The 24,747-nt window shown below is 66.8% G+C and carries 28 protein-coding genes; 10 read left to right on the top strand and 18 right to left on the bottom strand.

From position 1 onward, the window contains the following. Nucleotides 1-346 precede the first annotated feature (346 nt). Complete coding sequence (chrA, locus tag B146_RS0118280; RefSeq protein WP_155897596.1) at nucleotides 347-1,558, top strand: chromate efflux transporter; 1,212 nt, start codon at nucleotides 347-349, stop codon at nucleotides 1,556-1,558. Between the two features lie 57 nt (nucleotides 1,559-1,615). Here the strand turns inward: chrA and B146_RS0118275 are convergent, their stop codons facing one another. Further along, the gene (locus tag B146_RS0118275; RefSeq protein WP_019997922.1) at nucleotides 1,616-2,821 is read right to left on the bottom strand and encodes a pyridoxal phosphate-dependent aminotransferase; all 1,206 of its coding nucleotides are present in this window, start codon (nucleotides 2,819-2,821) and stop codon (nucleotides 1,616-1,618) included. A 212-nt stretch (nucleotides 2,822-3,033) separates the two neighbouring features. On the opposite strand from B146_RS0118275, the gene B146_RS0118270 reads away from it, so the two are divergent. Continuing rightward, nucleotides 3,034-3,654 (top strand): glutathione S-transferase family protein, encoded by a 621-nt coding sequence (locus B146_RS0118270; RefSeq protein ID WP_019997921.1) that lies wholly within the window; start codon nucleotides 3,034-3,036, stop codon nucleotides 3,652-3,654. 71 nt (nucleotides 3,655-3,725) lie between these two features. Here the strand turns inward: B146_RS0118270 and B146_RS26620 are convergent, their stop codons facing one another. From B146_RS26620 to B146_RS0118255, 3 genes are all read right to left on the bottom strand, one after another. Continuing rightward, on the bottom strand, nucleotides 3,726-4,202 hold the full coding sequence (locus tag B146_RS26620; protein WP_019997920.1) for a PRC-barrel domain-containing protein: 477 nt from the start codon (nucleotides 4,200-4,202) through the stop codon (nucleotides 3,726-3,728). A 123-nt stretch (nucleotides 4,203-4,325) separates the two neighbouring features. Next, nucleotides 4,326-4,898, bottom strand: a complete 573-nt coding sequence (locus B146_RS0118260) for a superoxide dismutase family protein (protein ID WP_019997919.1) — start codon at nucleotides 4,896-4,898, stop codon at nucleotides 4,326-4,328. A gap of 127 nt (nucleotides 4,899-5,025) precedes the next feature. Continuing rightward, nucleotides 5,026-6,063, bottom strand: a complete 1,038-nt coding sequence (locus B146_RS0118255; RefSeq protein WP_019997918.1) for a DUF1176 domain-containing protein — start codon at nucleotides 6,061-6,063, stop codon at nucleotides 5,026-5,028. 164 nt (nucleotides 6,064-6,227) lie between these two features. On the opposite strand from B146_RS0118255, the gene B146_RS0118250 reads away from it, so the two are divergent. Then, nucleotides 6,228-6,635, top strand: coding sequence for an acyl-CoA thioesterase (locus B146_RS0118250; RefSeq protein WP_026358724.1), 408 nt, complete (start codon nucleotides 6,228-6,230; stop codon nucleotides 6,633-6,635). Nucleotides 6,636-6,750: 115 nt separating this feature from the next. Here the strand turns inward: B146_RS0118250 and B146_RS26615 are convergent, their stop codons facing one another. The 3 genes from B146_RS26615 to B146_RS29915 all read right to left on the bottom strand — a co-directional run bounded on the left by B146_RS26615 (nucleotide 6,751) and on the right by B146_RS29915 (nucleotide 9,220). Continuing rightward, complete coding sequence (locus tag B146_RS26615; protein WP_019997916.1) at nucleotides 6,751-7,422, bottom strand: hypothetical protein; 672 nt, start codon at nucleotides 7,420-7,422, stop codon at nucleotides 6,751-6,753. Between the two features lie 128 nt (nucleotides 7,423-7,550). Then, on the bottom strand, nucleotides 7,551-7,802 hold the full coding sequence (locus B146_RS0118240; protein WP_019997915.1) for a DUF2164 domain-containing protein: 252 nt from the start codon (nucleotides 7,800-7,802) through the stop codon (nucleotides 7,551-7,553). Between the two features lie 116 nt (nucleotides 7,803-7,918). Continuing rightward, a complete protein-coding gene (locus tag B146_RS29915) occupies nucleotides 7,919-9,220 on the bottom strand; it encodes an extensin-like domain-containing protein (RefSeq protein WP_019997914.1) in 1,302 nt (433 codons plus the stop codon). 207 nt (nucleotides 9,221-9,427) lie between these two features. Here B146_RS29915 and uvrB point away from each other — a divergent pair, with 207 nt between their 5' ends. Further along, a complete protein-coding gene (gene uvrB / locus B146_RS0118230; protein WP_081631037.1) occupies nucleotides 9,428-12,418 on the top strand; it encodes an excinuclease ABC subunit UvrB in 2,991 nt (996 codons plus the stop codon). 27 nt (nucleotides 12,419-12,445) lie between these two features. Here uvrB and B146_RS28470 read toward each other — a convergent pair whose 3' ends face one another. The 4 genes from B146_RS28470 to B146_RS29125 form a co-directional block, all read right to left on the bottom strand. Continuing rightward, nucleotides 12,446-13,306, bottom strand: a complete 861-nt coding sequence (locus B146_RS28470) for a DUF4238 domain-containing protein (RefSeq protein WP_081631031.1) — start codon at nucleotides 13,304-13,306, stop codon at nucleotides 12,446-12,448. A gap of 215 nt (nucleotides 13,307-13,521) precedes the next feature. Then, nucleotides 13,522-13,842, bottom strand: coding sequence for a hypothetical protein (locus tag B146_RS0118220; RefSeq protein WP_020665178.1), 321 nt, complete (start codon nucleotides 13,840-13,842; stop codon nucleotides 13,522-13,524). 162 nt (nucleotides 13,843-14,004) lie between these two features. Beyond that, nucleotides 14,005-14,325, bottom strand: coding sequence for a hypothetical protein (locus tag B146_RS0118215; protein WP_019997911.1), 321 nt, complete (start codon nucleotides 14,323-14,325; stop codon nucleotides 14,005-14,007). A gap of 174 nt (nucleotides 14,326-14,499) precedes the next feature. Continuing rightward, nucleotides 14,500-14,637 (bottom strand): hypothetical protein, encoded by a 138-nt coding sequence (locus tag B146_RS29125; RefSeq protein WP_019997910.1) that lies wholly within the window; start codon nucleotides 14,635-14,637, stop codon nucleotides 14,500-14,502. Nucleotides 14,638-15,231: 594 nt separating this feature from the next. On the opposite strand from B146_RS29125, the gene B146_RS29585 reads away from it, so the two are divergent. From B146_RS29585 to B146_RS0118190, 4 genes are read left to right on the top strand one after another with little or no spacing between them, the layout of a single operon-like run. Next, entirely contained in the window at nucleotides 15,232-15,873 is a 642-nt protein-coding gene (locus tag B146_RS29585) for a hypothetical protein (RefSeq protein WP_019997909.1), read from the top strand. Between the two features lie 58 nt (nucleotides 15,874-15,931). Then, nucleotides 15,932-16,477: a sigma-70 family RNA polymerase sigma factor gene (locus B146_RS0118200; RefSeq protein ID WP_019997908.1), complete on the top strand. Its 546-nt coding sequence runs from the start codon at nucleotides 15,932-15,934 to the stop codon at nucleotides 16,475-16,477. Further along, complete coding sequence (locus B146_RS0118195) at nucleotides 16,467-17,237, top strand: anti-sigma factor family protein (protein WP_019997907.1); 771 nt, start codon at nucleotides 16,467-16,469, stop codon at nucleotides 17,235-17,237. The genes B146_RS0118200 and B146_RS0118195 overlap by 11 nt, the downstream gene beginning before the upstream one ends. 47 nt (nucleotides 17,238-17,284) lie before the next feature. Next, entirely contained in the window at nucleotides 17,285-18,007 is a 723-nt protein-coding gene (locus B146_RS0118190; RefSeq protein ID WP_019997906.1) for a Bax inhibitor-1/YccA family protein, read from the top strand. A 63-nt stretch (nucleotides 18,008-18,070) separates the two neighbouring features. On the opposite strand, the gene B146_RS0118185 is transcribed toward B146_RS0118190, so the two are convergent. The 6 genes from B146_RS0118185 to B146_RS0118160 form a co-directional block, all read right to left on the bottom strand. Beyond that, nucleotides 18,071-18,727 (bottom strand): methionine ABC transporter permease, encoded by a 657-nt coding sequence (locus tag B146_RS0118185; RefSeq protein WP_019997905.1) that lies wholly within the window; start codon nucleotides 18,725-18,727, stop codon nucleotides 18,071-18,073. Beyond that, entirely contained in the window at nucleotides 18,708-19,784 is a 1,077-nt protein-coding gene (locus B146_RS0118180) for a methionine ABC transporter ATP-binding protein (RefSeq protein WP_019997904.1), read from the bottom strand. The genes B146_RS0118185 and B146_RS0118180 overlap by 20 nt, the downstream gene beginning before the upstream one ends. Before the next feature lie 100 nt (nucleotides 19,785-19,884). Further along, nucleotides 19,885-20,724, bottom strand: coding sequence for a MetQ/NlpA family ABC transporter substrate-binding protein (locus B146_RS0118175; RefSeq protein ID WP_155897582.1), 840 nt, complete (start codon nucleotides 20,722-20,724; stop codon nucleotides 19,885-19,887). 142 nt (nucleotides 20,725-20,866) lie between these two features. Next, complete coding sequence (locus B146_RS0118170; protein WP_155897581.1) at nucleotides 20,867-21,178, bottom strand: hypothetical protein; 312 nt, start codon at nucleotides 21,176-21,178, stop codon at nucleotides 20,867-20,869. Nucleotides 21,179-21,306: 128 nt separating this feature from the next. Continuing rightward, nucleotides 21,307-21,672 (bottom strand): hypothetical protein, encoded by a 366-nt coding sequence (locus B146_RS0118165; RefSeq protein WP_019997901.1) that lies wholly within the window; start codon nucleotides 21,670-21,672, stop codon nucleotides 21,307-21,309. A 128-nt stretch (nucleotides 21,673-21,800) separates the two neighbouring features. After that, nucleotides 21,801-22,160: a hypothetical protein gene (locus B146_RS0118160; protein ID WP_019997900.1), complete on the bottom strand. Its 360-nt coding sequence runs from the start codon at nucleotides 22,158-22,160 to the stop codon at nucleotides 21,801-21,803. A gap of 518 nt (nucleotides 22,161-22,678) precedes the next feature. On the opposite strand from B146_RS0118160, the gene B146_RS0118155 reads away from it, so the two are divergent. Next, nucleotides 22,679-22,891: a cold-shock protein gene (locus B146_RS0118155; RefSeq protein WP_019997899.1), complete on the top strand. Its 213-nt coding sequence runs from the start codon at nucleotides 22,679-22,681 to the stop codon at nucleotides 22,889-22,891. Nucleotides 22,892-23,257: 366 nt separating this feature from the next. Further along, entirely contained in the window at nucleotides 23,258-24,040 is a 783-nt protein-coding gene (locus tag B146_RS29910) for a BA14K family protein (protein WP_040408738.1), read from the top strand. Between the two features lie 31 nt (nucleotides 24,041-24,071). Here B146_RS29910 and B146_RS0118145 read toward each other — a convergent pair whose 3' ends face one another. Continuing rightward, nucleotides 24,072-24,713 carry an MBL fold metallo-hydrolase gene (locus B146_RS0118145; protein ID WP_019997898.1) on the bottom strand — a complete coding sequence of 214 codons (642 nt, stop codon included), beginning with the start codon at nucleotides 24,711-24,713 and terminating at the stop codon, nucleotides 24,072-24,074. Nucleotides 24,714-24,747: the final 34 nt, after the last annotated feature.

Here is a 24,747-nt window from a genome sequence, read left to right as displayed (position 1 = left end):
ACCAATACATACGAAGCTTCAGCAAAGCTGAACAAGTTCATGCAATTTCTGCATGGCAGGCATGTTGTTTCGTGGCTGGAGGCGGCGCCAAGCTCAGGTTAGCTTGAAGTCACGTCCGGGCCGCGGAAGCTTACCTCCTCCCAAGCTTTCCGCGCCGTTCGTTTCCTCCCAGAGATGCTCTAGCATCTCAAACTTTCAGCCGGGCTCCCTGAGCTCGGCTTTTTCTTTTGCCGATAGCCACATGAACCAAGCGCGGCATCGCCTGCGCCGACCGCGTCGCGAGCGCTTGCGCGGAGCCGCTTCGCCCTGTCATCTGGCCTTCGTGCTTCTCCCTTACGCGCAGCGCATGGCCCCGCTTTCCGACGCTCCTCCCGAACCCATCAGCCGCCACCGAGCTGCGGAGGTGTTCCGCGTCTTTCTCGGGCTCGGCCTCACATCCTTCGGCGGCCCGATCGCGCATCTTGGCTATTTCCGCCATGCCTTCGTCGAGCGCCGCCGCTGGCTGGACGAGGCGCGCTATGCCGATCTCGTGGCGCTCTGCCAGTTCCTGCCCGGTCCCGCCTCCAGCCAGGTCGGTTTTGCCATCGGCTACGGGCGCGCGGGCCTGCCCGGCGCGCTCGCCGCCTGGGCGGGCTTCACGCTTCCCTCCGCGCTCCTCCTCTACGCCGTGGCGCTCGGCGCGGATCGTCTCCAGAGCGGCGTCGGCGCGGACCTCACGCACAGTCTCAAGATCCTCGCCGTCGCCGTCGTCGCGCAGGCCGTCTGGGGCATGGCGCGAACGCTCGCGCCGGATCGCACGCGCGCGGCCATCGCGCTTCTGGGGCTGGCGCTGACCTCGCTCCTTGCGGGCGCGGGCGCGCAGGGGCTCGCGATCGTTCTCGGCGCGCTGCTCGGCCTCGCCTTCTGCCGGGCCGAGACGCAAGCCCCCGCGCCCGACACGCTCGGCCGCGCCGCGCCGCGCCGTCTCGGCCTCGCAGCCGGCGCCCTGTTCCTCGGTCTCGCCCTCGGCCTGCCGCTCGCGGCTTCGCTCGCCGGCTCACCCGCCCTTCAGCTGTTCGACGGCATCTTCCGCTCGGGCGCCTTCGTCTTCGGCGGCGGCCATGTGGTCCTGCCGCTTCTCGAAGCCGAAACCGTGCAGCGCGGCCTCGTCGGCACGGATGCGTTTCTGGCCGGCTATGGCGCCGCGCAGCTCGTGCCGGGTCCGCTCTTCACCTTCGCCGCCTATCTCGGCGCGCTCGCACCCGCTCCGGGCGGCTTGGCCGGCGCGACCCTGGCGCTCATCGCGATCTTCCTGCCGGGCCTTCTTCTGGTGCTCGCCGCCCTGCCCTTCTGGGACGGGCTTCGCCGCCGCCCGCTCGCCCGCGCCGCCATGCGTGGCGCCAATGCGGCGGTGGTCGGCCTCCTCGGCGCGGCGCTCTACGATCCGGTCTGGACCCACGCCATCCTGGCCCCGCGCGATCTCGTGATCGCCGTCGCGGGCTTCCTCCTCCTGACCCTCTGGGCGCGCCCGCCCTGGCAGGTCGCGCTTTTCACCGTCCTCGCCGGCTTCATCCTCTGAACGCGAAAAAGGGCGGCCGATCGCTCGGCCGCCCTTCCTGTTCAGATCCTTGAAAGCTCAGCGCTTGAGCGAGCCGCAGAAGCGCTGGATGCGGGTGCAGGCTTCCTCGAGCAGCGCGTCCGACGTGGCGTAGGACAGGCGGAAGTTCGGGCCGAGGCCGAAGGCCGTGCCGTGAACCACCGCGACGCCTTCCTGCTCCAGAAGCGCGGTGACGAAATCCTCGTCCGTCTCGATCCGCTTGCCGCCCTCGGTGGTGGAGCCGATCAGGCCCTTCACCGACGGATAGACGTAGAACGCGCCCTCCGGCGACGGGCACTCGATGCCGGTTGCTTGGTTCAGCATGGAGACGACGAGGTCGCGGCGCTTCTCGAACATGGCGCGGTTCTTCGGGATGAAATCCTGCGTGCCGTTCAGCGCCTCGACCGCCGCCCATTGCGCGATCGAGCAGGCGCCCGAGGTCTGCTGGCCCTGGATCATGTCCATCGCCTTGATGAGCTTCAGCGGCCCGCCGGCATAGCCGATGCGCCAGCCGGTCATGGCATAGGCCTTGGACACGCCGTTGATCGTGATCGTCCGCTCGTAGAGCGCCGGCTCAACCTGCGCCGGGGTGGCGAAGGTGAAGTCGCCATAGACGAGATGCTCGTACATGTCGTCGGTCATGACCCAGACATGCTCGTGGCGCATGAGCACATCGGTCAGGCTCTTGAGCTCGGCATGGGTATAGGCCGCGCCCGTCGGGTTGGACGGCGAGTTGAACAGGAACCACTTCGTCTTCGGCGTGATGGCGCGCTCCAGCGCCTCGGCCGTCAGCTTGAAATTGTCTTCCTGCCGCGTCTCGACCACGACCGGCGTGCCGCCGCAGAGCGACACCATCTCGGGATAGCTGACCCAGTAGGGCGCGGGGATGATGACCTCGTCGCCCGGGTTCAGCGTCGCCATGAAGGCGTTGAACAGGACATGCTTGCCGCCGGTCGAGACGATCGTCTGCTCCGGCTTGTAGTCGAGCCCGTTCTCGCGCTTGAACTTCTTGGAGATCGCCTCGCGCAGCTGCGGGATGCCCGAGATCGGCGTGTACTTGGTTTCGCCGCGCGCGATGGCCTCGACGGCCGCCTGCTTGATGTTGTCGGGCGTGTCGAAGTCCGGCTCGCCGGCGCCGAGGCCGATGACGTCCCGCCCCTGCGCTTTCAGCTCGCGCGCCTTCTGCGACACGGCGATGGTGGCGGACGGCTTCACGCGGTCCAGGGAAGCGGCGAGAAAGGCCATGATCAGGCTCCGGGAAACAACATGGATTCGTCTGGCGATCTTCGCCGACGCGGGTGCCGCAGCGCGAAAATCGGCGGACCGTAGTCCCGCAAGGCCCTTAGCGCAAGGCGAGGACCCATCAAGATCGCTGATGGGTGCGACGCAAAAAACGAATTGGTGCGAGCCATACCCGATCGGGCACAGATCGACCGGTCAGATGAAAGGATGGGGCGATGATCACGATCCACGGAATGGCCGACAGCGGCAATTGCTACAAGCCCCGCCTGCTCCTGTCGCTTCTCGGGCGGTCCTTTCGCCATGTCGAGGTTTCGACGCGCGACGGTTCGACCCGCACGGGAGAGTTCCTCCAGAAGAACCCGGCCGGCCAGTGCCCGCTTCTGGAACTGGAAGACGGGCGGCTCCTCCCCGAATCCAACGCCATTCTCGCCTATCTCGCCGAAGAGACACCCTTCCTGCCCATCGATCCGTTCGATCGTGCGCAGACGCTGCGCTGGATGTTCTTCGAGCAGAACGCCCATGAAGTCTCGGTCGCGGTGCGCCGCTCCCTCACCGTCTATCCCGAACGCGCGAGCGCCGCGACGCCCGAGCGGCTGGCCCAGGCGCTCCAGAACGGGCGCAATGCGCTCGGCGTGATGGAGCGCCATCTGGCGGTGGAGGACTGGTTCGGCCCGCGTCGCCCGAGCATCGCCGATATCGCGCTCTATCCCTACACGGCCACCGCGCCGGAGGGCGGCTTCTCGCTGGACGAGTTTCCGGCCGTGCGCCGCTGGCTCGCGCGGATGGCGACCCTGCCGGGCTTCCGTCCGGTCGGCTGGGTGCCCGAGGCCGCCTGACGCTAAAAGGCCCGCCCCGGATACCGGAGCGGGCCTCGATCATCGGATCGATCTACGGAGCGATCAGCCGATCAATCGTGACCGGGGACGATCTGGTCGAGATCGACGCCCTGCGCGTTGGTCAGCACGTCGCGCGTCAGGCCCGGCGCGTTCACGCGCAGGTCGTCGCCGTCCATCACGATCTGCATCGCCGACCAGTTCACCAGGACGTCCTTCTCGCCGACGCCGAGGAAGCCGCCGACCTCGACCACGACCGCGCCGACCGAGCCGTCCGCGTTGAGGATGAAGTCTTCGATCTCGCCGATCTTCTCGTTGTTCGCGCCGTAGATGTCCTTGCCGTCGAGGTCATCGGACAGGAACATCGTCGGAGCCGCACCCTGGGTCGCCTGCGGCAGGACGACGATCACGTCGCTCGAAGCGGCGCCGGTGGCCATGGCGCCGGCGGGGGCGGTGGTGGTCGCGGCGGGCGCCGTGGTCGTCGCGGTCTGGGCGAAGGCGGCGGAGCCGAGGAGCGTCGCGAGACCGGCGGCGAGAACGAAGGACTTCATACGCATATTCCTTTTTACATGGTTCCCCGGTGCGTTCGGCATCGGGGATCATGGTGTCAGAATGTCGCGCGACGGGTTCGGTTCCCGGCTGCCGAAGCTTTCCTCACCCGCCTCGCGAACGCTTTACGACGCAGGGAAGACCACGCCGCAGGCCATGCGCGAACCGGCATTGCCGGTCGGCTGCGAATGATGGTCGTCGGCCGATCCATGCACCATGATGGCCGTGCCGTCCGCGTCCTTCAGCGGCGCGTCGCCGCTCGCGAAGCGCACCATCGGATTGAACTGCTGGAACCGCGCCTTGCCGCCCTGCACGTAGATATTGGCCATGTCGCCCGCGTGCGGACCGCCTTCGACCTCGAATCCATGCTGCTTGTCGGTCGGGTTGTGATGGCCGCCGGCCGAGTCGAAATTGCCCTCGCACACGCCCTTGGCATGGAAGTGCAGCCCGTATTCACCGTCCTCCAGGTCGGTCAGGTCGCCATCGACGATCACGCCGTTCGGCGTTTCGGTGATGCGGATCGTGCCGTGGGACTTGCCGTCCGCGCTGCGCATGGTGACGCCGATCGGCTCGCTCATCGAGGCCGGCGCGGCGCCGGCTGCGGCCGGGCTGGCGGCGGCGGGTGCCGGGCTCTGCGCGAGGGCCGGAAGCGCGGCGGAAAGAACGAGGGCGGTGGCGGATAGAAGCAGGGTCTTCATCGAACGGTCTCCGGTCTGAACGGCGGGCCGAGATGTCCGGCCTCCAGCGGCCAACGCCTCCCCCTTTGGCCCGTTCCCGCGGGTCGAAGGGCCTCGCGCGAGCGTGATGGCCCCAAGCCCCGCCGCCTCAGCGCTTGGCCCCCTTCAGCGGCCAGGTCTGCGGCCAGGCGTCGACATCGCCCTCCCCGTTGCATTCGGGCTGGTCGCGCGCCTCGATCAGGGTCAGCCGGCCGGCGTCCGGGTCGATGCGATATTCCGCGTAGGAGCCGCAATCCCCGATCCCGCGCCCCTTGAAGAAGGACACGAGCCGGTCGCCCGACCAGTCGACGTTCCAGAGCTCCAGCGAGGCCACCGGCCCTTCGGCGGACATGGAGGGAACGGGGACGATATCGGCCATGTCGCCGGTTTCGAAGTAAAGCCGCGAGGGCGCGTTGTAGGCGCCGGCCATGCCGCAGGCGAGAACGAAGAGCCGTCCGTCCTCGCCGGTCGGCAGCGAGAAGCCGAGCGGCGACGGCGGCGTGTCGCCGAAATCCGAACAGCTTCCCGGCCCCTCGCTCCAGAGCGTGCGCAGGCTGGCGGGCAGCGCTTGCGCATCGGCGATGTCGGTGGGCAGGGCCTTGCGATCGGGCAGAGCCTTGTCGCCCTTGTCGATCAGCGCGCTCTTCGTTCCGGTCCGCTGCTGGTCCTCGTCCATCTTGCGCAGGGCCGCGACGAGACCGGACAGGGAAAAGCTCGCGCTTTCCGCCTTTCCGCCGGCCGTCAGCGCGATCTCCACCTTGGAGGCCTGACGGAGATCGGCGAGCCAGTCCGCCGCATCCGTGCTGACCGAAAGGCCGTCCGCATCGGGCTTGAAGGCGCTGGCCGGCAGGTCGCGGCTCGGGCCGGCCTCGAAGCGCAGCGAGACCTTGCCGGACAAGGGCGCCGCGTCCCGCAATCCGATCACGAGCGTCGGCGCATCGCCGGCGCCCGCCCCCCGCCGGATCGAAAGGCTGGTGAGCGCCGCGTCGCCGGTCGAAAAACCGGACGCGGTGCAATCGAGACCGGGCGAGCAGGTCAGCGCCCAGTCCCGGTAGCTGCCGCCCGTCGCCGCCGAGGCGCCCGTCGTCATCAGCGCGCTCGTCGCGCCGAGCGCCACGAGGGCACCGGCCATCCATGTCATGCGCATGTGTCTCTCCCCGGAGATATCCGCCGCCCCGCCGGCCTTCCGAGGAAGGAGGATAAGCGAACCTGCCCTTACGTCACAATGCCCCTCGCTCCGGCTTTTCTCTTGCCCGCGAACCGGCTCTCGCGCACAGCAGCGAGGACGAACCGTGGATGAAGGATGGAGCGATGATCGAGGACGAAGGGCACCCGAAGGGCGAACTCACGGTGCGCGTCCAGGCCATGCCGGCGGATCGAAACGCGGCGGGCGATATTTTCGGCGGCTGGGTCATGTCGCAGATGGATCTGGCGGCCGGCATTCGCAGTGCCGAGCGCGCGAACGGCCGGGTGGCGACCGTGGCGGTGGAAACGCTGGCGTTCCGCCGGCCGGTGAAGGTCGGCGACACGCTCTGCGTCTATACCGAGATCGAAACGGTCGGGCGCAGTTCGATCCGCTTGAAGGTCGAGGCCTGGGCGCGGCGCTATCTGACGTCCGAGCGGGTCAAGGTCACGGAAGGCGTCTTCGTCATGGTCGCGTTGGACAGCGAAGGTCGGCCGACGCCGGTGCCGACCGAGTTCGTGAAGGCGGCGGACTGAGAGCCTGCCGGGAAACCCATCGGGATAATCCCCGAAGCCGAGCGTCTCGGCTGAGCCTCGCCCGTCAAGGATAAGGTGCGGATGTCACCATCCGCACCTCCCAACTATCGAAGCGTCAGTTCGCGGGCGGGGGCGGCGGAGGCGTCGCACCGCCCGTCGCGGGCGAGGTCGCGGCCGGCGGGGGCGGCGGCGTGTCGCCGTTCACGAGGTTCTGCGGCGGAGGCGGAACGCGGGTTCCCGCGTCGCCCGCCTTCTGGGCGAAGGCGTCGAGGACCGGCTTGGCCGCTTCCATGCAATCGGCAAGGGATTCGTCGCCGCAGGTGACGCGCAGCGTCTGGCCCGGACCCATGTCGATCTCGAAGCCGGCGCGGGGTGCGGGCGGCGGGGGTGGCGGACCGCGATGACCGTCCGGCCCGCGACGCTCGCCCCTCGGGCCACGGTCGCGATCATGGTCGCGATCCCGATCGTGATCGCGCTTCCGGTCCCTGTCCTTCCGATCTTCGCGATCGCGGTCCTTGTCCTTGTCCTTCCGCTCCTCGCGGTCCCGGTCCTTGTCGCGATCGCCGTCGCGATCGTCGTCCTCGTAATTCATGCGAGCCCAGCGGTCGCCATGGCGCATGTCGCGCGAGCGATCCTCGTCGGCGCGCTCACGATACGGGGGCATATCGTCGTCGGAGCGCATGTCGCGCTCGTACCGATCGCCGCGGTCGGGGCCGTCTTCCTGAGCGTGCGCCATGGGCGCAGCGGCCGCCAGAAGCACGGCGGCAAGTGTCAAGGGCTTCAGCATCGCTGGTTCCTGTTCTCTTCGCGGACCGGGTTCCGCGCGGGCCTAACGCATCAAGCGCGGAAGCGTTGCCACGCATCGATCTTGCACCGCGGCACAGGCTTGACCCGATAGCCGGGACGACAGGTCGCTCAGCGCCTCCCGGTCGGCTGCTCCAGCCCGAAGATTTCGTCGCTCACGTCGTCGATCTTCCTGCGCACCAGCGCCTGCGCATCGTGCAGCCCGGCATTGCAGAAATACCCGCCCATCTTCTCGGCGAAGAATTGCATCAGCATTTCCGCCGGAATGGCGCCAATCGATTGGTCCTGTTCCTCGCGAAAATAGTCCTGGATGTCGGCGACGATCGCCCTGGTCTCGTCGCGATCGAACTGGATCGGCTTCATGGTCGGCACTCCCGGCGGTTCTGGCCCTCGGCCGTCATGTCCTATCTCGACGGGCGAGCGCATGCCGACCCGCATCGGCCCCGACGCATCGGCCGCCGCGCTCCCGGCGCGCGACCTCATTTGCAGGTCGGTCGAAGCCGCGTCTTCACGTCGAGATGCAGGTGGTCGGCATGGGCGCGGTTGTAGCCCGGCCCGAGCACGGTGCCGAAATAGCGGCAGCTTCCCTGCCGGATCGCCGACTGGAAGCCCTTCTCGCGAAACGAGAAGACGCCTTTCGGGCTGATGCGCATGGTCGATCCGTCGCTGAAGCGAAAGCCGCCGACGTCGAGCGCGTTGCCGCTGGCGTGTTCGGAGATCGTGCGCGAGCCCGCGATGCGCGAGCAGCGATAGGAGGACATGTTGATCACCGCCGTCGGCCGCTTCCACAGCTTCCAGCGCGCGGCGGGCTTCACGTCGTTCTCCAGCCAGCGGGCCACGCGGAGCGCCGCCTGACAGTTCATCGTGGCCGCCGGCATCATGGCGATGCCCTTCGCCGCTTCCGTGATGCGCACCGGATTGGGAATGGCGCAGGAGCGGCTGGTCGAGATCGGCGAAATGTCGGTAAAGCGCACGCCGAGCTTGCGCAGCTCGCGCCGGCATTGCGCGTCGCTGCCCGCCATCGGCCGGTAGCCGTCCGGCGTTTCGCGCTCCAGCGCGCCCTGCGGGCCGGGCGGGAGCGTCGCCGGCGGCACGCGCGAGGAGAGCGAGGCATAGGATGGCAACGGCGTGCGGTCGGGCCGGGCGCGGCGCGCGGGAGCCGGCGCGGGCACGTCCTCCGGCTCGGCGTCGAGTTCGGGTTCCGCCGGCTCGGCCTCGGTCAGCCCTTCCCAGGGGTCGAACTCGGCTTCAGGCCGCGCGCCATAGGCGCCGAGCACGCCGGGCGGCGGCTCTTCTAGCGAGGCCTGTTCGATCATGCGGCCGATCGGGTCGTCCACCGGTTCGGGCGCGACGAGCGACGCCGCGCCCGCTTCCTGCACGCGACCGGCTTCCTGCACGGGGTAGGTGCGGCCGTAGTCGCCCGGCCCGCGCTCGGGCTCCGGGAGGGGCGCGGGGTCGACGGCGCGCGCCGCGACGGGCGGCGGCTCGCGGCGTGGCTTTGCGGGCGCCGGCGCGCGGCGGTGAACGGGCGGAGACGGCGGCGGGTCGCCGAAGGCGGGACTCGGAACATACCCGCCTTCGGTCGGCGCGGAGCCACCCCAGACGAGGCGGCCACCGGTTCGGGCGTCGCGCCCTTCGGGCGCGCTCCCATCAGAAGAACTCGACATCGGCGGCATCGGGAAGCCGGAATCCAGGGCTTCGGCCGCCTTGTCGGCGCTCGCCGTCGCATACACGGCGACGGCGAGCGTGACGATGCGCCAACCCGTCTTACGCAGAACCATCGGGGCGGCCTTCGCATCCTCCGCGAAACTCGAGCGGACAAGATCAGAATGGGTGAATTTGGTAAGCGAAAGATGAAGATCGGATCGCGAATGCGTGAGATTCGAATCACCTCTTCGCCGCGCTGCAAAACCGGCCTGGGGCGAACCTTTCGCCGCGCCGCGCTGTTCCCCCTTTATTCCGCCCCACCGGACGTCCATATTCGCGCCATGCCCGATCCCAAGAAGCCCCGCCGCTCGCCCATTCTCGACTATGCCGACGCGTCCGAGCGCCTGCATCCCGGCTTCGGCGAAAGCCCGCAGCCGGAGCTGGCCGGCACGCCCTTGATCGGCCCCCTCTCCGGCTGGGCCGACGAGATCGCGCAAGGGCTGGAAGAGGAAGCGCAGCGCAAGGCCGCGCAGAAACCGGCGAAAGCGAAGAAGCCCTCGGCACCCGCCGACGCGCCCAAGACCAAGCCCTCGAAGTCAGGCGCGTCGAAGACCGCGCGCGGCACGTCGATGGGCGTCGCGGCGACGCCGGCCGAGCGCGCCCGCGCGGGTCTCAATCCCGTGGCCGGCATGGATGTGAGCCTGGAGGACGCCGCCGCCCTCCCCGAAAGCGGCGTCACCGCCACCGTCCAAGCGCTGCAGGACCTCATCACATCGGGCAATCCGCTGTTCAAGAACGGCGAGCTGTGGATTCCCCACCGGCCCGACCGCCCGCAGAAGTCCGAAGGCGGCCAGGCCTTCCGCATCGCCTCGGACTACACGCCGCGCGGCGACCAGCCGACGGCCATCGCCGACCTCGTGTCCGGCATCGGCGACGGCGACCAGACGCAGGTGCTTCTCGGCGTCACCGGCTCGGGCAAGACCTTCACGGTCGCCAACGTCATTGAGCGCACGCAGCGCCCCGCCCTCATCCTCGCGCCCAACAAGACGCTGGCCGCCCAGCTCTATGGCGAGTTCAAGAACTTCTTCCCCGACAACGCGGTGGAGTATTTCGTCTCCTACTACGACTATTACCAGCCGGAAGCCTACGTCCCGCGCTCCGACACGTTCATCGAGAAGGAATCCTCGATCAACGAGCAGATCGACCGGATGCGCCACGCCGCGACGCGCGCGCTTCTGGAGCGCGACGACGTCATCATCGTCGCCTCGGTCTCCTGCATCTACGGTATCGGCTCGGTCGAGACCTACACGGCGATGACCTTCCAGATGGCGATCGGCGACCGGCTGGACCAGCGCCAGCTCCTCGCCGATCTCGTCGCCCAGCAATACAAGCGCCGCGACATGGATTTTACGCGCGGCAGCTTCCGGGTCAGGGGCGACACGATCGAAATCTTCCCGGCCCACCTGGAGGACCGCGCCTGGCGCATCTCGCTCTTCGGGGACGAGATCGAGGCGATCCACGAGTTCGACCCGCTGACCGGCGCCAAGACCGACGACCTCAAGTCGGTGAAGATTTACGCCAATTCGCACTATGTCACGCCGCGCCCGACGCTGCAGCAGGCGGTCAAATCCATCAAGGAGGAGCTGCGCCTTCGCCTGATCGAGCTGAACAAGGCCGGCCGTCTTCTGGAGGCGCAGCGGCTGGAGCAGCGCGTCACCTTCGACATCGAGATGATCGAGGCGACGGGCTCGTGCAACGGCATCGAGAACTACTCGCGCTATCTCACCGGCCGCCAGCCCGGCCACCCGCCGCCGACGCTCTTCGAATACCTGCCCGACAACGCCCTCGTCTTCATCGACGAGAGCCACGTCACCATTCCGCAGATCGGCGCGATGTACCGGGGCGACTTCCGCCGCAAGGCGACGCTGGCCGAATACGGCTTCCGCCTGCCCTCCTGCATGGACAACCGCCCGCTTCGCTTCGAGGAGTGGAACGCGATGCGCCCGCCGACCGTCGCGGTCTCGGCGACGCCCGGCTCGTGGGAGCTGGAGCAGAGCGGCGGCGTCTTCGCCGAGCAGGTCATCCGCCCGACCGGCCTCACCGATCCCCCGATCGACATCCGCCCCGCCCGCTCCCAGGTGGACGATCTCCTCGGCGAGATCCGCGAGGTCACGGCCAGGGGCTACCGCGTGCTCTGCACCGTGCTCACCAAGCGCATGGCCGAGGACCTCACCGAATATCTGCACGAGCAGGGCATCCGCGTGCGCTACATGCACTCGGACATCGACACGCTGGAGCGCATCGAGATCATTCGCGACCTGCGCCTCGGCACGTTCGACGTCCTGGTCGGCATCAACCTCCTGCGCGAGGGTCTCGACATTCCCGAGTGTGGGCTCGTGGCCATTCTCGATGCGGACAAGGAAGGCTTCCTGCGTTCGGAAACCTCGCTGATCCAGACGATCGGCCGCGCCGCGCGCAATGTCGACGGCCGCGTCATCCTCTATGCCGACCGCACCACCGGCTCGATGGAGCGCGCCATCGCGGAAACCAACCGCCGCCGCGACAAGCAGGAAGCCTACAATCTCGAACACGGCATCACGCCGGAATCGGTCAAGGCGAAGATCGCGGACATTCTCGACAGCTATTACGAGAAGGATTCCGTGCGGGTGTCCGCCGGCCCGACGGCCAAGGAAGGCGCGCTGGTCGGCAACAATCTGAAAAGCCATCTGGAGCATCTCGAAAAGGAGATGCGCCACGCCGCCGCCGATCTCGACTTCGAGAAGGCCGCGCGCCTGCGCGACGAGATCAAGCGCCTTCAGGCGACGGAACTCGCCGTCGCCGACGATCCCATGGCCCGCGAGGTGGACACCGCCCTCTTCGGCGGCGGCGAGCCCTCACGCGGCAAGCGCCCCGCGCGCGGCAAGGGCGCCAACCACCAGAACCCGCGCTTCGGCCCGAACGGCGAACCGCTCGCCGCGCGCCTCAAGGGCGACCATGAAAGCGTGAAGGCCCTGCGCCCGAAGGATGCGGCGGAGACCCGCGCCGACGAGTCCCATTCCTATTTCCAGCGCCCGACGCTGGACGACATGGGCCCGGGCACCGACACGCCGACCCCCAACCGCTCGCTCTTCCGCAAGAACTCGCTGGACGAGATGACGGTCGGCCGCACGGAAAAGCCCAAGCACGACGGCCCGACCCCGGTGCGCGCGGTGTCAGGCGACGACGCTAAGCCGATCAGGCGCGAGAAGATCGGCGTGGGGAGTTATGAGGATGCGGGCGACGAGAAGCGCAGGAAGCGCCGGCCGGGGAAGACGGGACGGCCGGGGCGGTAACTTGGCATATATGGTTAGTTGTAACTTCTAAAGGGTTCCAGTAGGCGGGTCTTGGTCCACTTCGCGCATGTGCACCTCAGCCAATTTTATATATGGCTCTCGCTCGACTCCAACTACAAATCTTGAAGCCTGTCGGAACTGCTCACCGATCGTCTTCACCAACAGTATTTCTGAGAATTCCTCTCTGTATTCCACTTGGTCTGCAGCGAGCTTGGTGGATGCTATGAATAAATGATTTGGGGTGATGGGCATCTTGAATGTCACATTCCCGGCGAAATCCACTTTTCGGCTGAGGGGCCTATCAGATAGAACTAGCTTCAGCCTCGGATGATTGAAACGGAATATAGCCCAATTCAGCTTACATAAATCGACTGCCATCTCCTTGCAGAAAGATAGCATTGCATCGAAATAGATACCCTTTCCGAGCGTATTCAGCAAATCTTCGGCATAACGGTCGTTTATCTTTCCTTGTGCAATGTTTTTATCAATTAATTCTTGAAGAGACTCCTTCCATCCCTCAGTAGACGTTCGCGAGCCATCCAGGAACCTAACATTTCTCCGCAGCGGTAACGACCACAGCATAAAAGCAAACTCGCCGCGCTGGGCAGACGTTACTTCATGAAACCTATCTTCCTTTATGAGATCACGAACGATCGCGTACCTCTCCTCAATCTTCTGAAATTCAAGCTCTATGTGATTTCTACCCTCATCGCCCAATGCTTCCAGCGTATGCAGGTTTCTCTCTGATCCAATGCCTTTGAGACTTTTCCTAGAGGATGCAACCTTAGCTGGATGTCGGTAAAACGACTCCACTCGGCTATCCAGACTGCTCACCCATGGCTGCATTAGACATTTCGGAAACCAATGATGGTTAATCGGTTGATGCATGAATTTCCGCCAGGAGAGACTGAATCACACAACCCTAAATGGAAAATACAGTGCTGCCAATAATCACATTACCCGACCACATCAAAATATTTTCCTCCGCTCCATATGACACTTATGACGATTAGAAAAAGGCGGGCATGAATTAAATATGATATCGCGCTTACACTCGCCCCACCGATACGGCCTGGGTGTATTGAATAATAGGTGGCACTGAATCACCACCCATCCCAATACCGATCCCGCCGGCGCTCCTGCCGCTCCCAACGACGCCGATCCTCCCGCTCCCAACGCCGCTCCGCCCTCTCCCGGCGCTCATAACGCGGCTGGGGTCGCTCGTAGCGCTGGTCGCGGCGCACCTCGTCGGAGCTGCGCAGGCCGCGGGCGCGGTTGAGTTCGATCTGCGCGTTCACCTGATCCTGCAGGCGCTGTTCCACCGCGTTGCGCGGCGGGCCGGAGGGCAGCATGAGCTCTTGCGCCAGAGAGGGCATGGCGCTGAGCGCCAGCGCGACGGCGGAGAGGAGAAGGGTCGTCTTCACGGGACCAAATCCTTGAAGCGAGGGAATGGGAAACGCATCGCCGATGACCGGCGGAAGCCGGACGGGGCTGCAACGCAAGAGGGCGCGAAAGCGATCCACCGCTCCGCGCCCCCAATCTGAAGCAAACTTGCTCAAGCCGAGCCGTTCGGTCGGCCCTTCGGCTTACCAGCGATCGCCGTTGCGGGCGGCGCGGCGGATCGAGTGGTTGGCGCGATCCTGCATCCGCTCGATCTGGCGCGCCGAGCGCGGGTCGACGCGGCCATTGTTGTAGTAGCGGGCGCGGCGCTCGACGCGCTCGATGCGGCGCTGCTGACGCTCCAGGCGCGCGGCCTCGCGCGGGCTGATGCGACCATGGCGATAGGCGCGGTCGATGCGCTCCTGCTGGCGCCACTGGCGGTGGTCGGACCGGTGGCTCTGCGCGCTGGCGGGAACGGCGGTGGCGACGAGCAGGCCGGCGATCGCGATGATGAGAGACCTCTTCAAGGGTTCGTTCCTCCAATGTGAACTGGCACCATGAAAGCCTGAATCGCCTGAATGGTTCCTGAACCTAATGGTCAGTCTTGCTGACCAAATGGCGAAACGGCCTGCCCGCGCGAAGGCGAGGTCTCGGGTCGGAGCAAAGGGCGGCCCCGCGTTCCCCGCGAAGCCGCCGGACGATCAGCGCGGCAGGCCGTTCGAGTCGCGCGTCGCCTTCTCGCGCCAGGTGTCGCCGGGCGTGATCGGCTTGTTGATTTCCGCGCAGCCGGCCAGAAGCACGAGCGCGAGGACGGCGCAGACGGGTTTGATCAGGGACAAATCGAAACTCCAGAAATGAGAACGGCCCGCGATGGCGCCGCTTCACGGCGGCGCTGTGGCGAATCAATCCGCAATCTATCCCCGTCCCCGGAAACTGTCGCATCCTTCCCCTCACCTGCCGCTCGCGAAGGAGCGCGAATGATCACCGGGATCGTTCGGGAGCGGCGGGGCGGTGTCCGCGGTGCGTCGCCTTCCGGAGGCGGCGCGGCTCGGACGGTTCTGGCAAGCCGGGCGGCCTCTCACAACGAAGGGGTTCGCAATCGGTCGGCGCCCTGGTTTGGCGACAGCCCCATGGTCTTTCGGGACCGGCGGGCCGAGAACCAGCGCAAGCGCGGCCCGGGACGCAGACGGGGTGTTCGCACCACCTCGTGAGCCGAAAACACCGCGCGGGACGCCGGAGGCGGACCACACAACAACATGAATAGGAGGTTCGCCTCCGGCGTCCCGCCCGCCCTTCCCTCGGGAGGGCTCCGACCGTTCCCCACGCCCGCGCTCGCCGCGCGGGTCGCCTTCGCGCGCCTGTGGCGTTGGGCAGGCAACGCGGACGGGCCTCCCCGCGTTTGGAGGCGAGACACGAATTCGGAGGGGAACGGCATGAGCGGCACGAGCGACATCAAGGCGATCGCGGAGCGCAACGGATTTTCGGAAGAGGCGGCGCGGGCGCTGGCCGATGCCATCCGGTCGGGCGGCGGCTCGATGGCCCAATTCTCGCATCCCGAGCTCGGCGGCATGGGCCAATGGTCGCGCGGCGGGATGTTGATGATCGGCTCGATGAACGATCACGACCTGAAGGCCCGCGTCGGCCGCCTCGCCGAAGACCTCGCGAGCCGGGGCGATAGTAGCGGGCGAGATGCCGGCCCGTCCGAGCGCTCCGCCCCGCCCACCTCCGACAGCCCCTGGGCGCAGACCGGCGACCTCAACGACAACCGCCCGAGCGGGGGTCAGTGCGGCGGCCAGACGGGCGGGCAGACCGGCCAGCGGCACGGTTCGGGTGCGTGGTGGCCGGACGGTCTCGGCCAGCCCTCGAGTTCGGGCGCGCAGAACGGCGTGCGCTACGCCGCCTTCCCGGAGGCCCGCCGCCTCGCGATCGAGGAAGGCGGCAAGGTGACGGTCTACGACACGGGCGACCACCGCATTTCCGGCGTGTCGCAGAGCCAGAGCGGCAGCGGTCCGGGCAGCTTGCGCTTCACCAGCCAGAAGGGCGAGATCGACCTCGGCAGTCTCACGCGAGCGTGATGGCGAGGTGATATCGGGCGCGGGATGGAATCCGCCCGCGCTGCGTATACGGGGCAAGATGACGGACAAGACCTCGCCCCCGGATGTACTCGGCCAGCTCGGCGCGCTTCGCCGCTATGCGCTCACCTTGACGCGCAATCGCGACGACGCGGAGGATCTGGTGCATGACACGCTGGTTCGCGCCATCGAGCGTCAGCACCAGTTCCGCCCCGGCCTCAGCCTGCGGCCCTGGCTGCTCTCGATCCTGCACAACGGGTTCGTGGATCGCTTGCGCGCCCGCCGCGCCGAGGCCCGGCGCAATGCCGAGATCGTCCATGGCGAGACCGCCGAGCTCGCGCCCTCGCAGGATCACGCGCTGCGCCTTGCCGAAGTGCGCCGCGCCTTCCTGACCCTGCCGGAAGAGCAGCGCGCCGCCCTCCATCTCGTCTCGATCGAGGGCCTGTCCTACGAGGAAGCCGCCGCCTCGCTCGGCATTCCCCTGGGCACGCTCGTGTCCCGTGTCAGCCGCGCCCGCGCCCGGCTGCGCGAGATCGAGAATGGCGAGGGCCTCGCGCGGGACAATGTCGTTCCCTTCAAAGCAGCCGGAGGCTCCGATGGCCCTTGATCCCATCCTCGAAGCCGATCTCGTCGCCTATGTCGACGACCGCCTCCCCCCGCTGCGACGCATCGAGGTGGAAGCGCATCTCGCCGTCCACCCGGATGAGGCCGCCCGCATCATGGCGGACCTGCGCCTGCGCGACGAGCTGCGCCTCACGCTCACCGCGCCCGATGCGCCCGGCAGTCGCGCGCTCGCCGATCTCGCGCGCCGGCTGCAGAGCGGCCTCGGCCGCCGTCGCCGGCTCGACGTGCTCCGTCGCTTCGCCGCCGTCGGCGTCTTCGTGGCGCTCGGCTGGCTGGCGCATGAGGGCACCGGGCCGCTCGCGGTGCGCGAAAGCGTCGCCTCCTCGGCGCCGCCGAGCTTCGTGGACGACGCCGTCTCGGCGCACCGCACCAGTCTCCTGCGCTCCGAAATGGACTCGCAGGTGGAAACGCCCGGCTTCGACCCGGCCGAAATCCTCTCGGCCACGGCCATCGCGCTGCCCGAGACGCCGCGCGGCTGGACGGTGCGCGACGTGCAGGTCTTCCCCTCGCCCTTCGGGCCGAGCGTCGAGGTGGCGCTCGCCGACCGCTCGGGCGAGAGCCATTCGCTCTACGGCATCCGCCCCGGCACGTTCGAGGTGACGAAGCCGAGAACCGCCCTCTCCGGCGACCTTGCCGCCGCCTTCTGGCAGCAGGGTCCCGTCGCCTACGCGCTGGTCGGCCCCGCCGCCGAGCGCGACGAATTGGGCGAAGCCGCCGAACGGCTCGCCCGCTCCCTCTACTGAGCCGCAATGGCTCGGCAACCTTCCTCGCGTTTCATGGAGTTCGCGTTATGAACACACCGCATTACGGCTCGGGCTGGGGCACGCAGGCCCATCAGGCCTCGGGCGCCCTCTTCGACGAGGGCCTGCGCCAGCACATGCTGCGCGTCTTCAACTATATGGGCCTCGGCCTCGTGGTCACCGGCATCGTCGCCTTCGCGGTCGGCAACACGCCGGCGCTCTACGTGCCGATCTTCTCCAGTCCGCTGAAGTGGGTGGTGATGCTGGCGCCGCTCGCCTTCGTCCTGTTCTTCTCGTTCCGCATCCACGCCATGTCGGCCGCGGCGGCACAGATGACCTTCTGGGCCTTCTGCGCCGTGATGGGCCTGTCGCTCTCGTCGGTGTTCCTGGTGTTCACGGGCGCCAGCATCGCCAACACGTTCTTCATCGCCGCCGCCATGTTCGGCGCGACGAGCCTCTACGGCTACACGACGAAGCGCGACCTGACGAAGATGGGCTCGCTCCTGATGATGGGCCTCATCGGCGTCATCATCGCCTCGATCGCCAATATCTTCATCGGCTCCTCGGCGCTTCAGTTCGCCGTGTCGGTGATCGGCATCATCGTCTTCGTCGGCCTGACCGCCTGGGACACGCAGACGATCAAGGAGCAGTATGCCGAGAATTTCTCGGCGGAGTCGCAGCAGAAGATGGCCGTGTTCGGCGCGCTGTCGCTCTACCTGAACTTCGTCAACATCTTCCAGCTCCTCCTCAACTTCACGGGCGAGCGCGAGTAAGCGCCGACCTCACGAGCTGAACAGGACGGCCGCCGCGATCCCTTCGCGGCGGCCGTTTTCGTTTCACTTGCGATGGTCGAGCCGCGCCACCAGCCGGTCGCCCGCCCATTGCAACACGGAGACCATGACGATCAGGATCGCCACGACCGCCACCATCACGCTCGTCTCGAAGCGCTGGTAGCCGTAGCGGATCGCGAGATCACCGAGGCCTCCCGCACCGATCGCGCCCGCGACCGCCGTCGCGCCGACCAGCGTCACGAGCGTCACCACGAAGCCCGCGACGAGCCCCGGCAGCGCTTCGGGGATCAGGACCTCGCGCACGATCGTCCAACGCCCCGCTCCCATCGAGCGCGCCGCTTCCACGAGGTTCGGATCGACCTCGCGCAGCGAGACCTCCGCGATGCGCGCGTAATAGGGGATCGCCGCGACCGACAACGGCACGATGGCCGCGAGCGTCCCGATCGAGGTGCCGACGACGAGGCGCGTGAACGGGATCAGCGCCACCAGAAGAATGATGAAGGGCACCGAGCGGAAGGCGTTCACGACGCCGCCGAGAATGCGATTGACCCAGAGATTCTGCAGGATCGCGCCCCGGTCCGTCAGCACCAGAAGAAGGCCGATCGGCAGGCCGAGAACCAGCGAGGCCAGCCCCGATGCGCCAGTCATCAGGAGCGTTTCCCAGGTCGAGCGCCAAAGGAGATCATACAGCGCGGCGGACATAGCCGAGGCACTCCGTCTTGAGGGTTCGGGCGGCGAGGAAGTCGATCACGGCCTTCAGATCGTCCGGTCCGTCGTGTTCGACCCCAACGAAGAGACGGCCGACCGGGCGGCCCTGGATTTCATCGACATGGCCACCGACGATGCGCGCCGGGCGGCCGAAGGCGCGGGTGAAGTCGGAGATGACGGGATCGTCCGCGCGCTCGCCACCAAAGTCGAGCCGCAGCACCGCCTCGCCCGGCGGCTCGGGCGACAGGACATCGAGAATGCGCTGGGGCAAGTCCGCCGTGATGGTCTGAAGCAGGGTGCGCGTCACCGGCGAGGCCGGCTCGGCGAAGACGCGCCAGACCGGCCCTTCCTCGGCGACGACGCCGCCTTCCAGCACAACGACACGGTTCGCGATGCGCCGCACCACTTCCATCTCATGGGTGATGAGAACGATGGTCAGACCGAGGCGCTGGTTGATGTCGGCCAGAAGACCCAGAATCTGCTCGGTCGTCTCGGGGTCGAGAGCCGATGTCGCCTCGTCGGACAGAAGGAGCGCCGGGTCGGCGGCGAGCGCCCGCGCGATGCCGACACGTTGCTTCTGACCACCGGACATCTGCGCCGGAAAGCGATCGCCTCGTCCGCCGAGGCCGACGAGATCGAGAAGTTCGGCGACGCGGCGCGTGCGCTCAGCCCGCGCGACGCCCGCGATCTTTAGCGGCAGCGCGATGTTCTCAGCCGCAGTTCGGTTCGCGAGAAGGTTGAAGTGCTGGAACACCATGCCGACGCGGCGGCGGAGCGGCTGAAGCTCGCGCTCGCTGAGCCGCTCTATCGAACGCCCTTCGACTTCGACCTGGCCTTCGTCAGGCTGTTCCAGCCCGTTGATGCAGCGGATCAGCGTGGACTTGCCGGCGCCCGAGCGACCGATGACGCCCACGATCTCGCCGCGCGCGACGGACAGATCGACGGCCTTCAAGGCCTGATGGCTGCCGAAGCGCTTGGATACGCCGGAGAGCCGGAGGATCGGCCGCGCCGGGGTCGGCGGCGCGTCGATCGGTGTTGTGGATTGGGTCATGACGGTTGTGGAGATCGACTTTCAAAACGAGAAGCGGGCGGCAAGCGCCATAAAAGCGCTTGCCGCCCGTTCGGAAACGGAACGTAAGGAAAAGAAAAGCTTACCAGGCGGGAAGCGTGGTTCCCTTATACCACTTGGCGAGGGCATCCTTCACCGCGTCGGTCTGGTAGGCGGCGACGAGCGTCTTCACCCAAGGGGCATCCTTCTCGTCTTCGCGGACCGCGATGAAATTGCGGTAGGGATTGTTTTCGAGCGGCTCCTGCGCGATGCGCTCCTTATCGGGGTCGATGCCGCTCTTCAGCGCCCAATCGGTGTTGACGACGCCGGCATCGAGATCGTCGATCGAACGGCCGACAATGCCGGCATCGAGTTCGCGGATCTGAATGTTCTTCGGATTGCTCTCGACGTCGATCGCGGTCGCCAGAATGCCGGCGCCCTCGCGCAGCTTGATCAGCCCTTGGGCCTGCAGAAGGTTGAGCGCGCGGCCGGCATTGGACGGATCGTTCGGGATGCCGATCGCGGCGCCCTCAGGGATTTCGGCGGTGTTCTTGTGCTTGCGCGAATAAAGGCCGATCGGCTGAACCAGCGTGTAGCCGACCGGCACGATCTTGTAGCCATGCTGCTGGATCTGCGCGTCGAGATAGGGCTGATGCTGGAAGGCGTTCGCCTGGATCTCGTCATTCACCAGCGCCTCGTTGGGCTGGACATAATCGGAGAACACGACCGGCTCGACCGTCAGACCGTTCTTGGCCGCTTCGGCCGCCACGACCTTCCAGATTTCCTCGTCTTCGCCGGCCATGATGCCGACCTTCACGCTTTCGGCCGCCATGGCGCGCCCGCCAGTGAAACCGACGCCAAGGGTCAGCATCGCGGCGGTCGCGGCGAGAAGACCGAGAACGGCGCGGCGGTTGGGCTCGGACGAGCGGGGCGGCACTTGCATGAGACGATCCATTGCGTTCGATTTCAAAAATGCGGTGCGATGCTTTTGACATCGCGACCGCCTCAAAAGAAACCATCCACGGTCCGGTTTCCAACAATGCGAGGCCAAATTTTTCGCGATCTGCGCAAAATTCGACCAGCTATCAATCCGGCTCCTGCCCCGGCACGATGCCGTTGGAGGGTGTCGACGCTTCCACCGTCGTCTGTCGGCCGTTGACGGTCGGCGAACTCGACGGTTTACCGCGAACGTCCCCCGCCCCGAACAGGAACGGGATGCCGTTGTTCTCGACCAGCGGCACGGTGCGCCCATCCGGCCGAACGTAATGCCCAACCACCTGCTCGCGCTCGCGCGGCGACAGGATCAGCGTCTCGTTGTCGAAGGCGGCGGCCTGATCGACCGCCATGAGGGCGCCGAACAGGCCCAAGCCAGCGACCCAGAACCGAATTCTTTTCATCGCTCCAACTCCTTATCACCACACAGCACCTTCCGACACGCGGGGAAGGTCCTGGGCTTTGGATCATGCCTCCACCCCAAACGGGGCTGCACGCGCAGCCAGCCGTCTGGAAAGAGGCGGTCCGGACATCAGCGGACCGGCGCACCCGGCGAGCCGATCGGAATGCCGATCCCGCCATTGGTGTCGGGGATCGCGCCGGGAATACGCGTCTGCGCGTTGCCCGCCGCGCCCGAGGCATCGGGCGCCATGACGCCGTAAGCGCCGATCCCGTTGGAAAGGCCGCCGGGGCCACGGGGCGTATCGGCGCGATTGGATGTGCTCGTATCCAGCCCGACGCCCGGAAGACCCGTCGCGTTGGTTTCGATCGAGCGCGTCGGCTCGACCTGGACGACGCGGCCGCCGCGCGGAATGGGCGCGGAATCCTGCGCCATGGCGGGCGCGGCGGCCGTTGCGACCATCAGGCCGGCGAAGATGGTGGAAACCGTGCGAAGCATGGGATGGTACCTCTCGAAGAGCTTTGATGTCCAACGAAAGGGCCGCGTCGGCGTTCCGACCCCCATTCGATCGCGGACAAGAAAAAGGCCGCCCACGAGGGGCGGCCGGTTGCCACAGTCGCGGGTGGTCAGTTGGAACTCTGACCGGGCACGAGGCCGTTCGACGGCGTGTTCTCCTCGGCCGCCGCGGCGGCGTTCGGGTCCATGCCGTCGGTCTGGACGCTGGTGCCATCCGTCGGCGTCTGCGTGATCGAGCCGGTGCTGGTGCGGTCCTCGCCGGCGGGCGCCATCGTGCCCGTCGACATGCCGGTCGAGGGCGCGGCGCGTGTGTCACCGGTCGTCGCCGCATTGCCCATCTGGTCGGGCGACGTTCCCGTGACGGGCGGGATAACCTGCGCACCCGAGGTCGAGCCGCCATCGGTGGACTGAGCGAGAGCGGGGAAGGCCGCCAAGGAGATGAAGGCGGTTGCGGCAAGAAGGGTCTTCATGATCGGACATCCAATTCTGTTGGGTTCGTCTTGCGAACAGTCAGGAGAAGAAGAGCCCGGATATCGATAAGTTCCCCATATCACTTCACGTCGGATCACAGACGCGGCACTTCGGGCCGAGCTTTCCCGAAAACCCGGTCGTCCCAGTTTTTCCGCGTCGTGAGGTTACTTGAACGAAACGGTGGACCGCACTGAAAAGAGGAGAGTTTCCGCACCAGCTCCCGCAGGAGCGAACGCTTTCGACCATTCGGTCCACTTTCCCTATGGGTGACGCGAGAGCAAAGGGAAGACCTGACAAAAAACTTTTGCTTGCAAAGTCTAAAATCTCGCTTCACAAGTTTGATGTTCGGGCAAATTCGCGAACTCGGGTGATGGACGAATTGCGTATCGGAGGCGCATCCTCCGGGTGGTCCGCGAAAGCGGGTCGCGATGTATCGCTTCCTTTTCCTCGCATCAAGACTTGCCTGCATACTGCCCTTCAGGGAAACCTGAATAGACTAAAGGAAAAAGGTTCGATCATGTCGCAGACGGGTACTGTCAAGTTTTTCAACACCGAAAAGGGTTTCGGTTTCATCAAGCCGGACAATGGCGGCGCGGACATCTTCGTCCACATCTCGGCCGTGCAGGCGTCCGGTCTGCCGGGTCTCGTTGAGAACCAGAAGGTCTCCTACGACACCGAGCCGGACAAGCGCGGCAAGGGCCCGAAGGCCGTCAACCTCGAAATGGCCTGAGACCTTTTCGATCCTCGTTCCTCGCGAGCGATCCACTCTTCCGCAGCCCGCTTGACCCCGTCAGGCGGGCTGTTTGCTTTCGGCGATCCGATGTTGCCGGCGAAAGCGGCTCTCTCGTCGCGCTTTCGACCCGGATGGCTCGGCGTTTTTGACCTCGCCAGCGGATAAGCTCGCCCGCACGCCATCCAGGGATCGCTTCGCGATCTCATACAGGCTCGCCGGTTACCGGCCGTCTCCCGAGGAAACCGGGGACGCTCCCGACGGACTGCCTGTTCCAAATCGGAACGACTTTTCTGGCATGCGCCTTGCTGTAAACTCATTAACGAATCGTTAATGCGAGCAGTCGAGATGCGTAGCAGACGTTTGATGCTTTCCCTGGCGGTCTGCGCCGCCGCTTGTGGCGCGGCCGAAGCCGGTGGACGCTATTATGGTGAGGGAAACCGGTACCAGCCGATCGGGCATTCCGTGTCGCGCTTCGTTCCGCTTTGGCCGGGCTCCGAAGGCGCGCCGTACGGCACCTCGGCGCTCGGTGGCAGCGTGTCCGTTATCCAGATCAACCGCGCCTCGGACACGAACCCGCGCGCGTCCAGCTATTCCGTGATGCCCGGCGCGGCCGGCCCAAAGATCATCGACGTGGAAAACGTGCGGCTCGACCGGCGCCCCTACGGCCCGAACGGTCTGGACATCGTGTATTCGGGCACGACCAAGATCATCCGCGTCAGCCCGGACTTCCGGCGCGCGCGCGCGGACGTGAAGGACGACGTGGACCTGCCGCCGGCCAAGAACTCCGTCGCCTTCGCGAAGCTCAGCCCGGCCGAACAGGCGGTGACCGTGTATCCCGACCCGGACGAGCCGATCGATCTCGAGACCAATCGGGCGCCGACGCCGCCGAGCCTGCCGAACGTCGCGCGCGTGCCGGCTCCAAAACCCGCGCCGCGCGAGCCGCAGATCGCGAGCGCACCGGCGCCTTCGCCCACGCCCGCCCCGCAGGCGGCCCCCGCCTCGGAACCGGCCGCCGGCTTCGAACCCTGGACCGACGAATGGCTGCGCGCCTGCGTGGCGCGCTACCCCAATTTCGACGCCTCGCTCGGCACCTATACGGACGAAGCGGGCCGCCGCCGCTTCTGCACGGGCGACGCGGCGCGTTGAGGCCCGTTCCGTTTCGAAACGGACCGGAACGTCAGATGAGGAACGGGTTGCTGCGTCGCTCGTCGCCGAGGCGGCTGCCCGGACCATGCCCACACAGGAAGCCGACATCGTCGCCGAGCGGCAGGACCTTTTCGCGGATCGAGCGCAGCAGCGTCTCGTGGTCGCCGCCCGGCAGGTCCGTGCGGCCTATCGATCCCGCGAAGAGCACATCGCCGGCATGGAGAAAGCGGGCCGTGCGCTCGAAGAAGACGACATGGCCCGGCGAATGGCCGGGCGTGTGCAGCACCTCGAACCGATGCGTGCCGATGGTCAGCGCGTCGCCCTCCTCCAGCCAGCGGTCGGGCACGGCATTGCGCACGCCGCCCGCAAGGCCGAACATGCGCGCCTGATCCTCCAGCCGCGAAAGAAGCGGCTGGTCGGCGCGGTGCGGGCCGACGATTTCGACGCCGGTCGCGTCCTTCAGGTCCATGGCGCCGCCGGCATGGTCGATATGGCCATGCGTCAGCCAGATCGCCTCCAGCGTCACGCCGAGCCGGTCGACGGCCTCCAGAATATGCGGAACGTCACCGCCGGGATCGACCACCACGCCGCGCTTCTCGTCCGCGTCGAACAGGATGCAGCAGTTCTGCCGGAAGGGCGTGACGGGAACGATCTCAAGGGACAGTCGGCTCATGGTCTTTCCTTCTCGTCACGGCGTTCGGCGAGCA

It is taken from the genome of Aureimonas ureilytica DSM 18598 = NBRC 106430, from assembly GCF_000382705.1.
Classification (GTDB): Bacteria; Pseudomonadota; Alphaproteobacteria; order Rhizobiales; family Rhizobiaceae; genus Aureimonas; species Aureimonas ureilytica.
The sequence above is the reverse complement of the archived record's forward strand: the minus strand, read 5'-3'. Positions and strand labels throughout refer to the sequence as shown.

Excerpts from the sequence above, each read along its gene's own strand:
- chrA (WP_155897596.1), top strand. The coding sequence starts at position 347 with ATGGCCCCGCTTTCCGACGCTCCTCCCGAACCCATCAGCCGCCACCGA.
- B146_RS0118275 (WP_019997922.1), bottom strand. The coding sequence starts at position 2,821 with ATGGCCTTTCTCGCCGCTTCCCTGGACCGCGTGAAGCCGTCCGCCACC.
- B146_RS0118270 (WP_019997921.1), top strand. The coding sequence starts at position 3,034 with ATGATCACGATCCACGGAATGGCCGACAGCGGCAATTGCTACAAGCCC.
- B146_RS26620 (WP_019997920.1), bottom strand. The coding sequence starts at position 4,202 with ATGAAGTCCTTCGTTCTCGCCGCCGGTCTCGCGACGCTCCTCGGCTCC.
- B146_RS0118260 (WP_019997919.1), bottom strand. The coding sequence starts at position 4,898 with ATGAAGACCCTGCTTCTATCCGCCACCGCCCTCGTTCTTTCCGCCGCG.
- B146_RS0118255 (WP_019997918.1), bottom strand. The coding sequence starts at position 6,063 with ATGCGCATGACATGGATGGCCGGTGCCCTCGTGGCGCTCGGCGCGACG.
- B146_RS0118250 (WP_026358724.1), top strand. The coding sequence starts at position 6,228 with ATGATCGAGGACGAAGGGCACCCGAAGGGCGAACTCACGGTGCGCGTC.
- B146_RS26615 (WP_019997916.1), bottom strand. The coding sequence starts at position 7,422 with ATGCTGAAGCCCTTGACACTTGCCGCCGTGCTTCTGGCGGCCGCTGCG.
- B146_RS0118240 (WP_019997915.1), bottom strand. The coding sequence starts at position 7,802 with ATGAAGCCGATCCAGTTCGATCGCGACGAGACCAGGGCGATCGTCGCC.
- B146_RS29915 (WP_019997914.1), bottom strand. The coding sequence starts at position 9,220 with ATGGTTCTGCGTAAGACGGGTTGGCGCATCGTCACGCTCGCCGTCGCC.
- uvrB (WP_081631037.1), top strand. The coding sequence starts at position 9,428 with ATGCCCGATCCCAAGAAGCCCCGCCGCTCGCCCATTCTCGACTATGCC.
- B146_RS28470 (WP_081631031.1), bottom strand. The coding sequence starts at position 13,306 with ATGCATCAACCGATTAACCATCATTGGTTTCCGAAATGTCTAATGCAG.
- B146_RS29585 (WP_019997909.1), top strand. The coding sequence starts at position 15,232 with ATGAGCGGCACGAGCGACATCAAGGCGATCGCGGAGCGCAACGGATTT.
- B146_RS0118200 (WP_019997908.1), top strand. The coding sequence starts at position 15,932 with ATGACGGACAAGACCTCGCCCCCGGATGTACTCGGCCAGCTCGGCGCG.
- B146_RS0118195 (WP_019997907.1), top strand. The coding sequence starts at position 16,467 with ATGGCCCTTGATCCCATCCTCGAAGCCGATCTCGTCGCCTATGTCGAC.
- B146_RS0118190 (WP_019997906.1), top strand. The coding sequence starts at position 17,285 with ATGAACACACCGCATTACGGCTCGGGCTGGGGCACGCAGGCCCATCAG.
- B146_RS0118185 (WP_019997905.1), bottom strand. The coding sequence starts at position 18,727 with ATGTCCGCCGCGCTGTATGATCTCCTTTGGCGCTCGACCTGGGAAACG.
- B146_RS0118180 (WP_019997904.1), bottom strand. The coding sequence starts at position 19,784 with ATGACCCAATCCACAACACCGATCGACGCGCCGCCGACCCCGGCGCGG.
- B146_RS0118175 (WP_155897582.1), bottom strand. The coding sequence starts at position 20,724 with ATGCAAGTGCCGCCCCGCTCGTCCGAGCCCAACCGCCGCGCCGTTCTC.
- B146_RS0118170 (WP_155897581.1), bottom strand. The coding sequence starts at position 21,178 with ATGAAAAGAATTCGGTTCTGGGTCGCTGGCTTGGGCCTGTTCGGCGCC.
- B146_RS0118165 (WP_019997901.1), bottom strand. The coding sequence starts at position 21,672 with ATGCTTCGCACGGTTTCCACCATCTTCGCCGGCCTGATGGTCGCAACG.
- B146_RS0118160 (WP_019997900.1), bottom strand. The coding sequence starts at position 22,160 with ATGAAGACCCTTCTTGCCGCAACCGCCTTCATCTCCTTGGCGGCCTTC.
- B146_RS0118155 (WP_019997899.1), top strand. The coding sequence starts at position 22,679 with ATGTCGCAGACGGGTACTGTCAAGTTTTTCAACACCGAAAAGGGTTTC.
- B146_RS29910 (WP_040408738.1), top strand. The coding sequence starts at position 23,258 with ATGCTTTCCCTGGCGGTCTGCGCCGCCGCTTGTGGCGCGGCCGAAGCC.
- B146_RS0118145 (WP_019997898.1), bottom strand. The coding sequence starts at position 24,713 with ATGAGCCGACTGTCCCTTGAGATCGTTCCCGTCACGCCCTTCCGGCAG.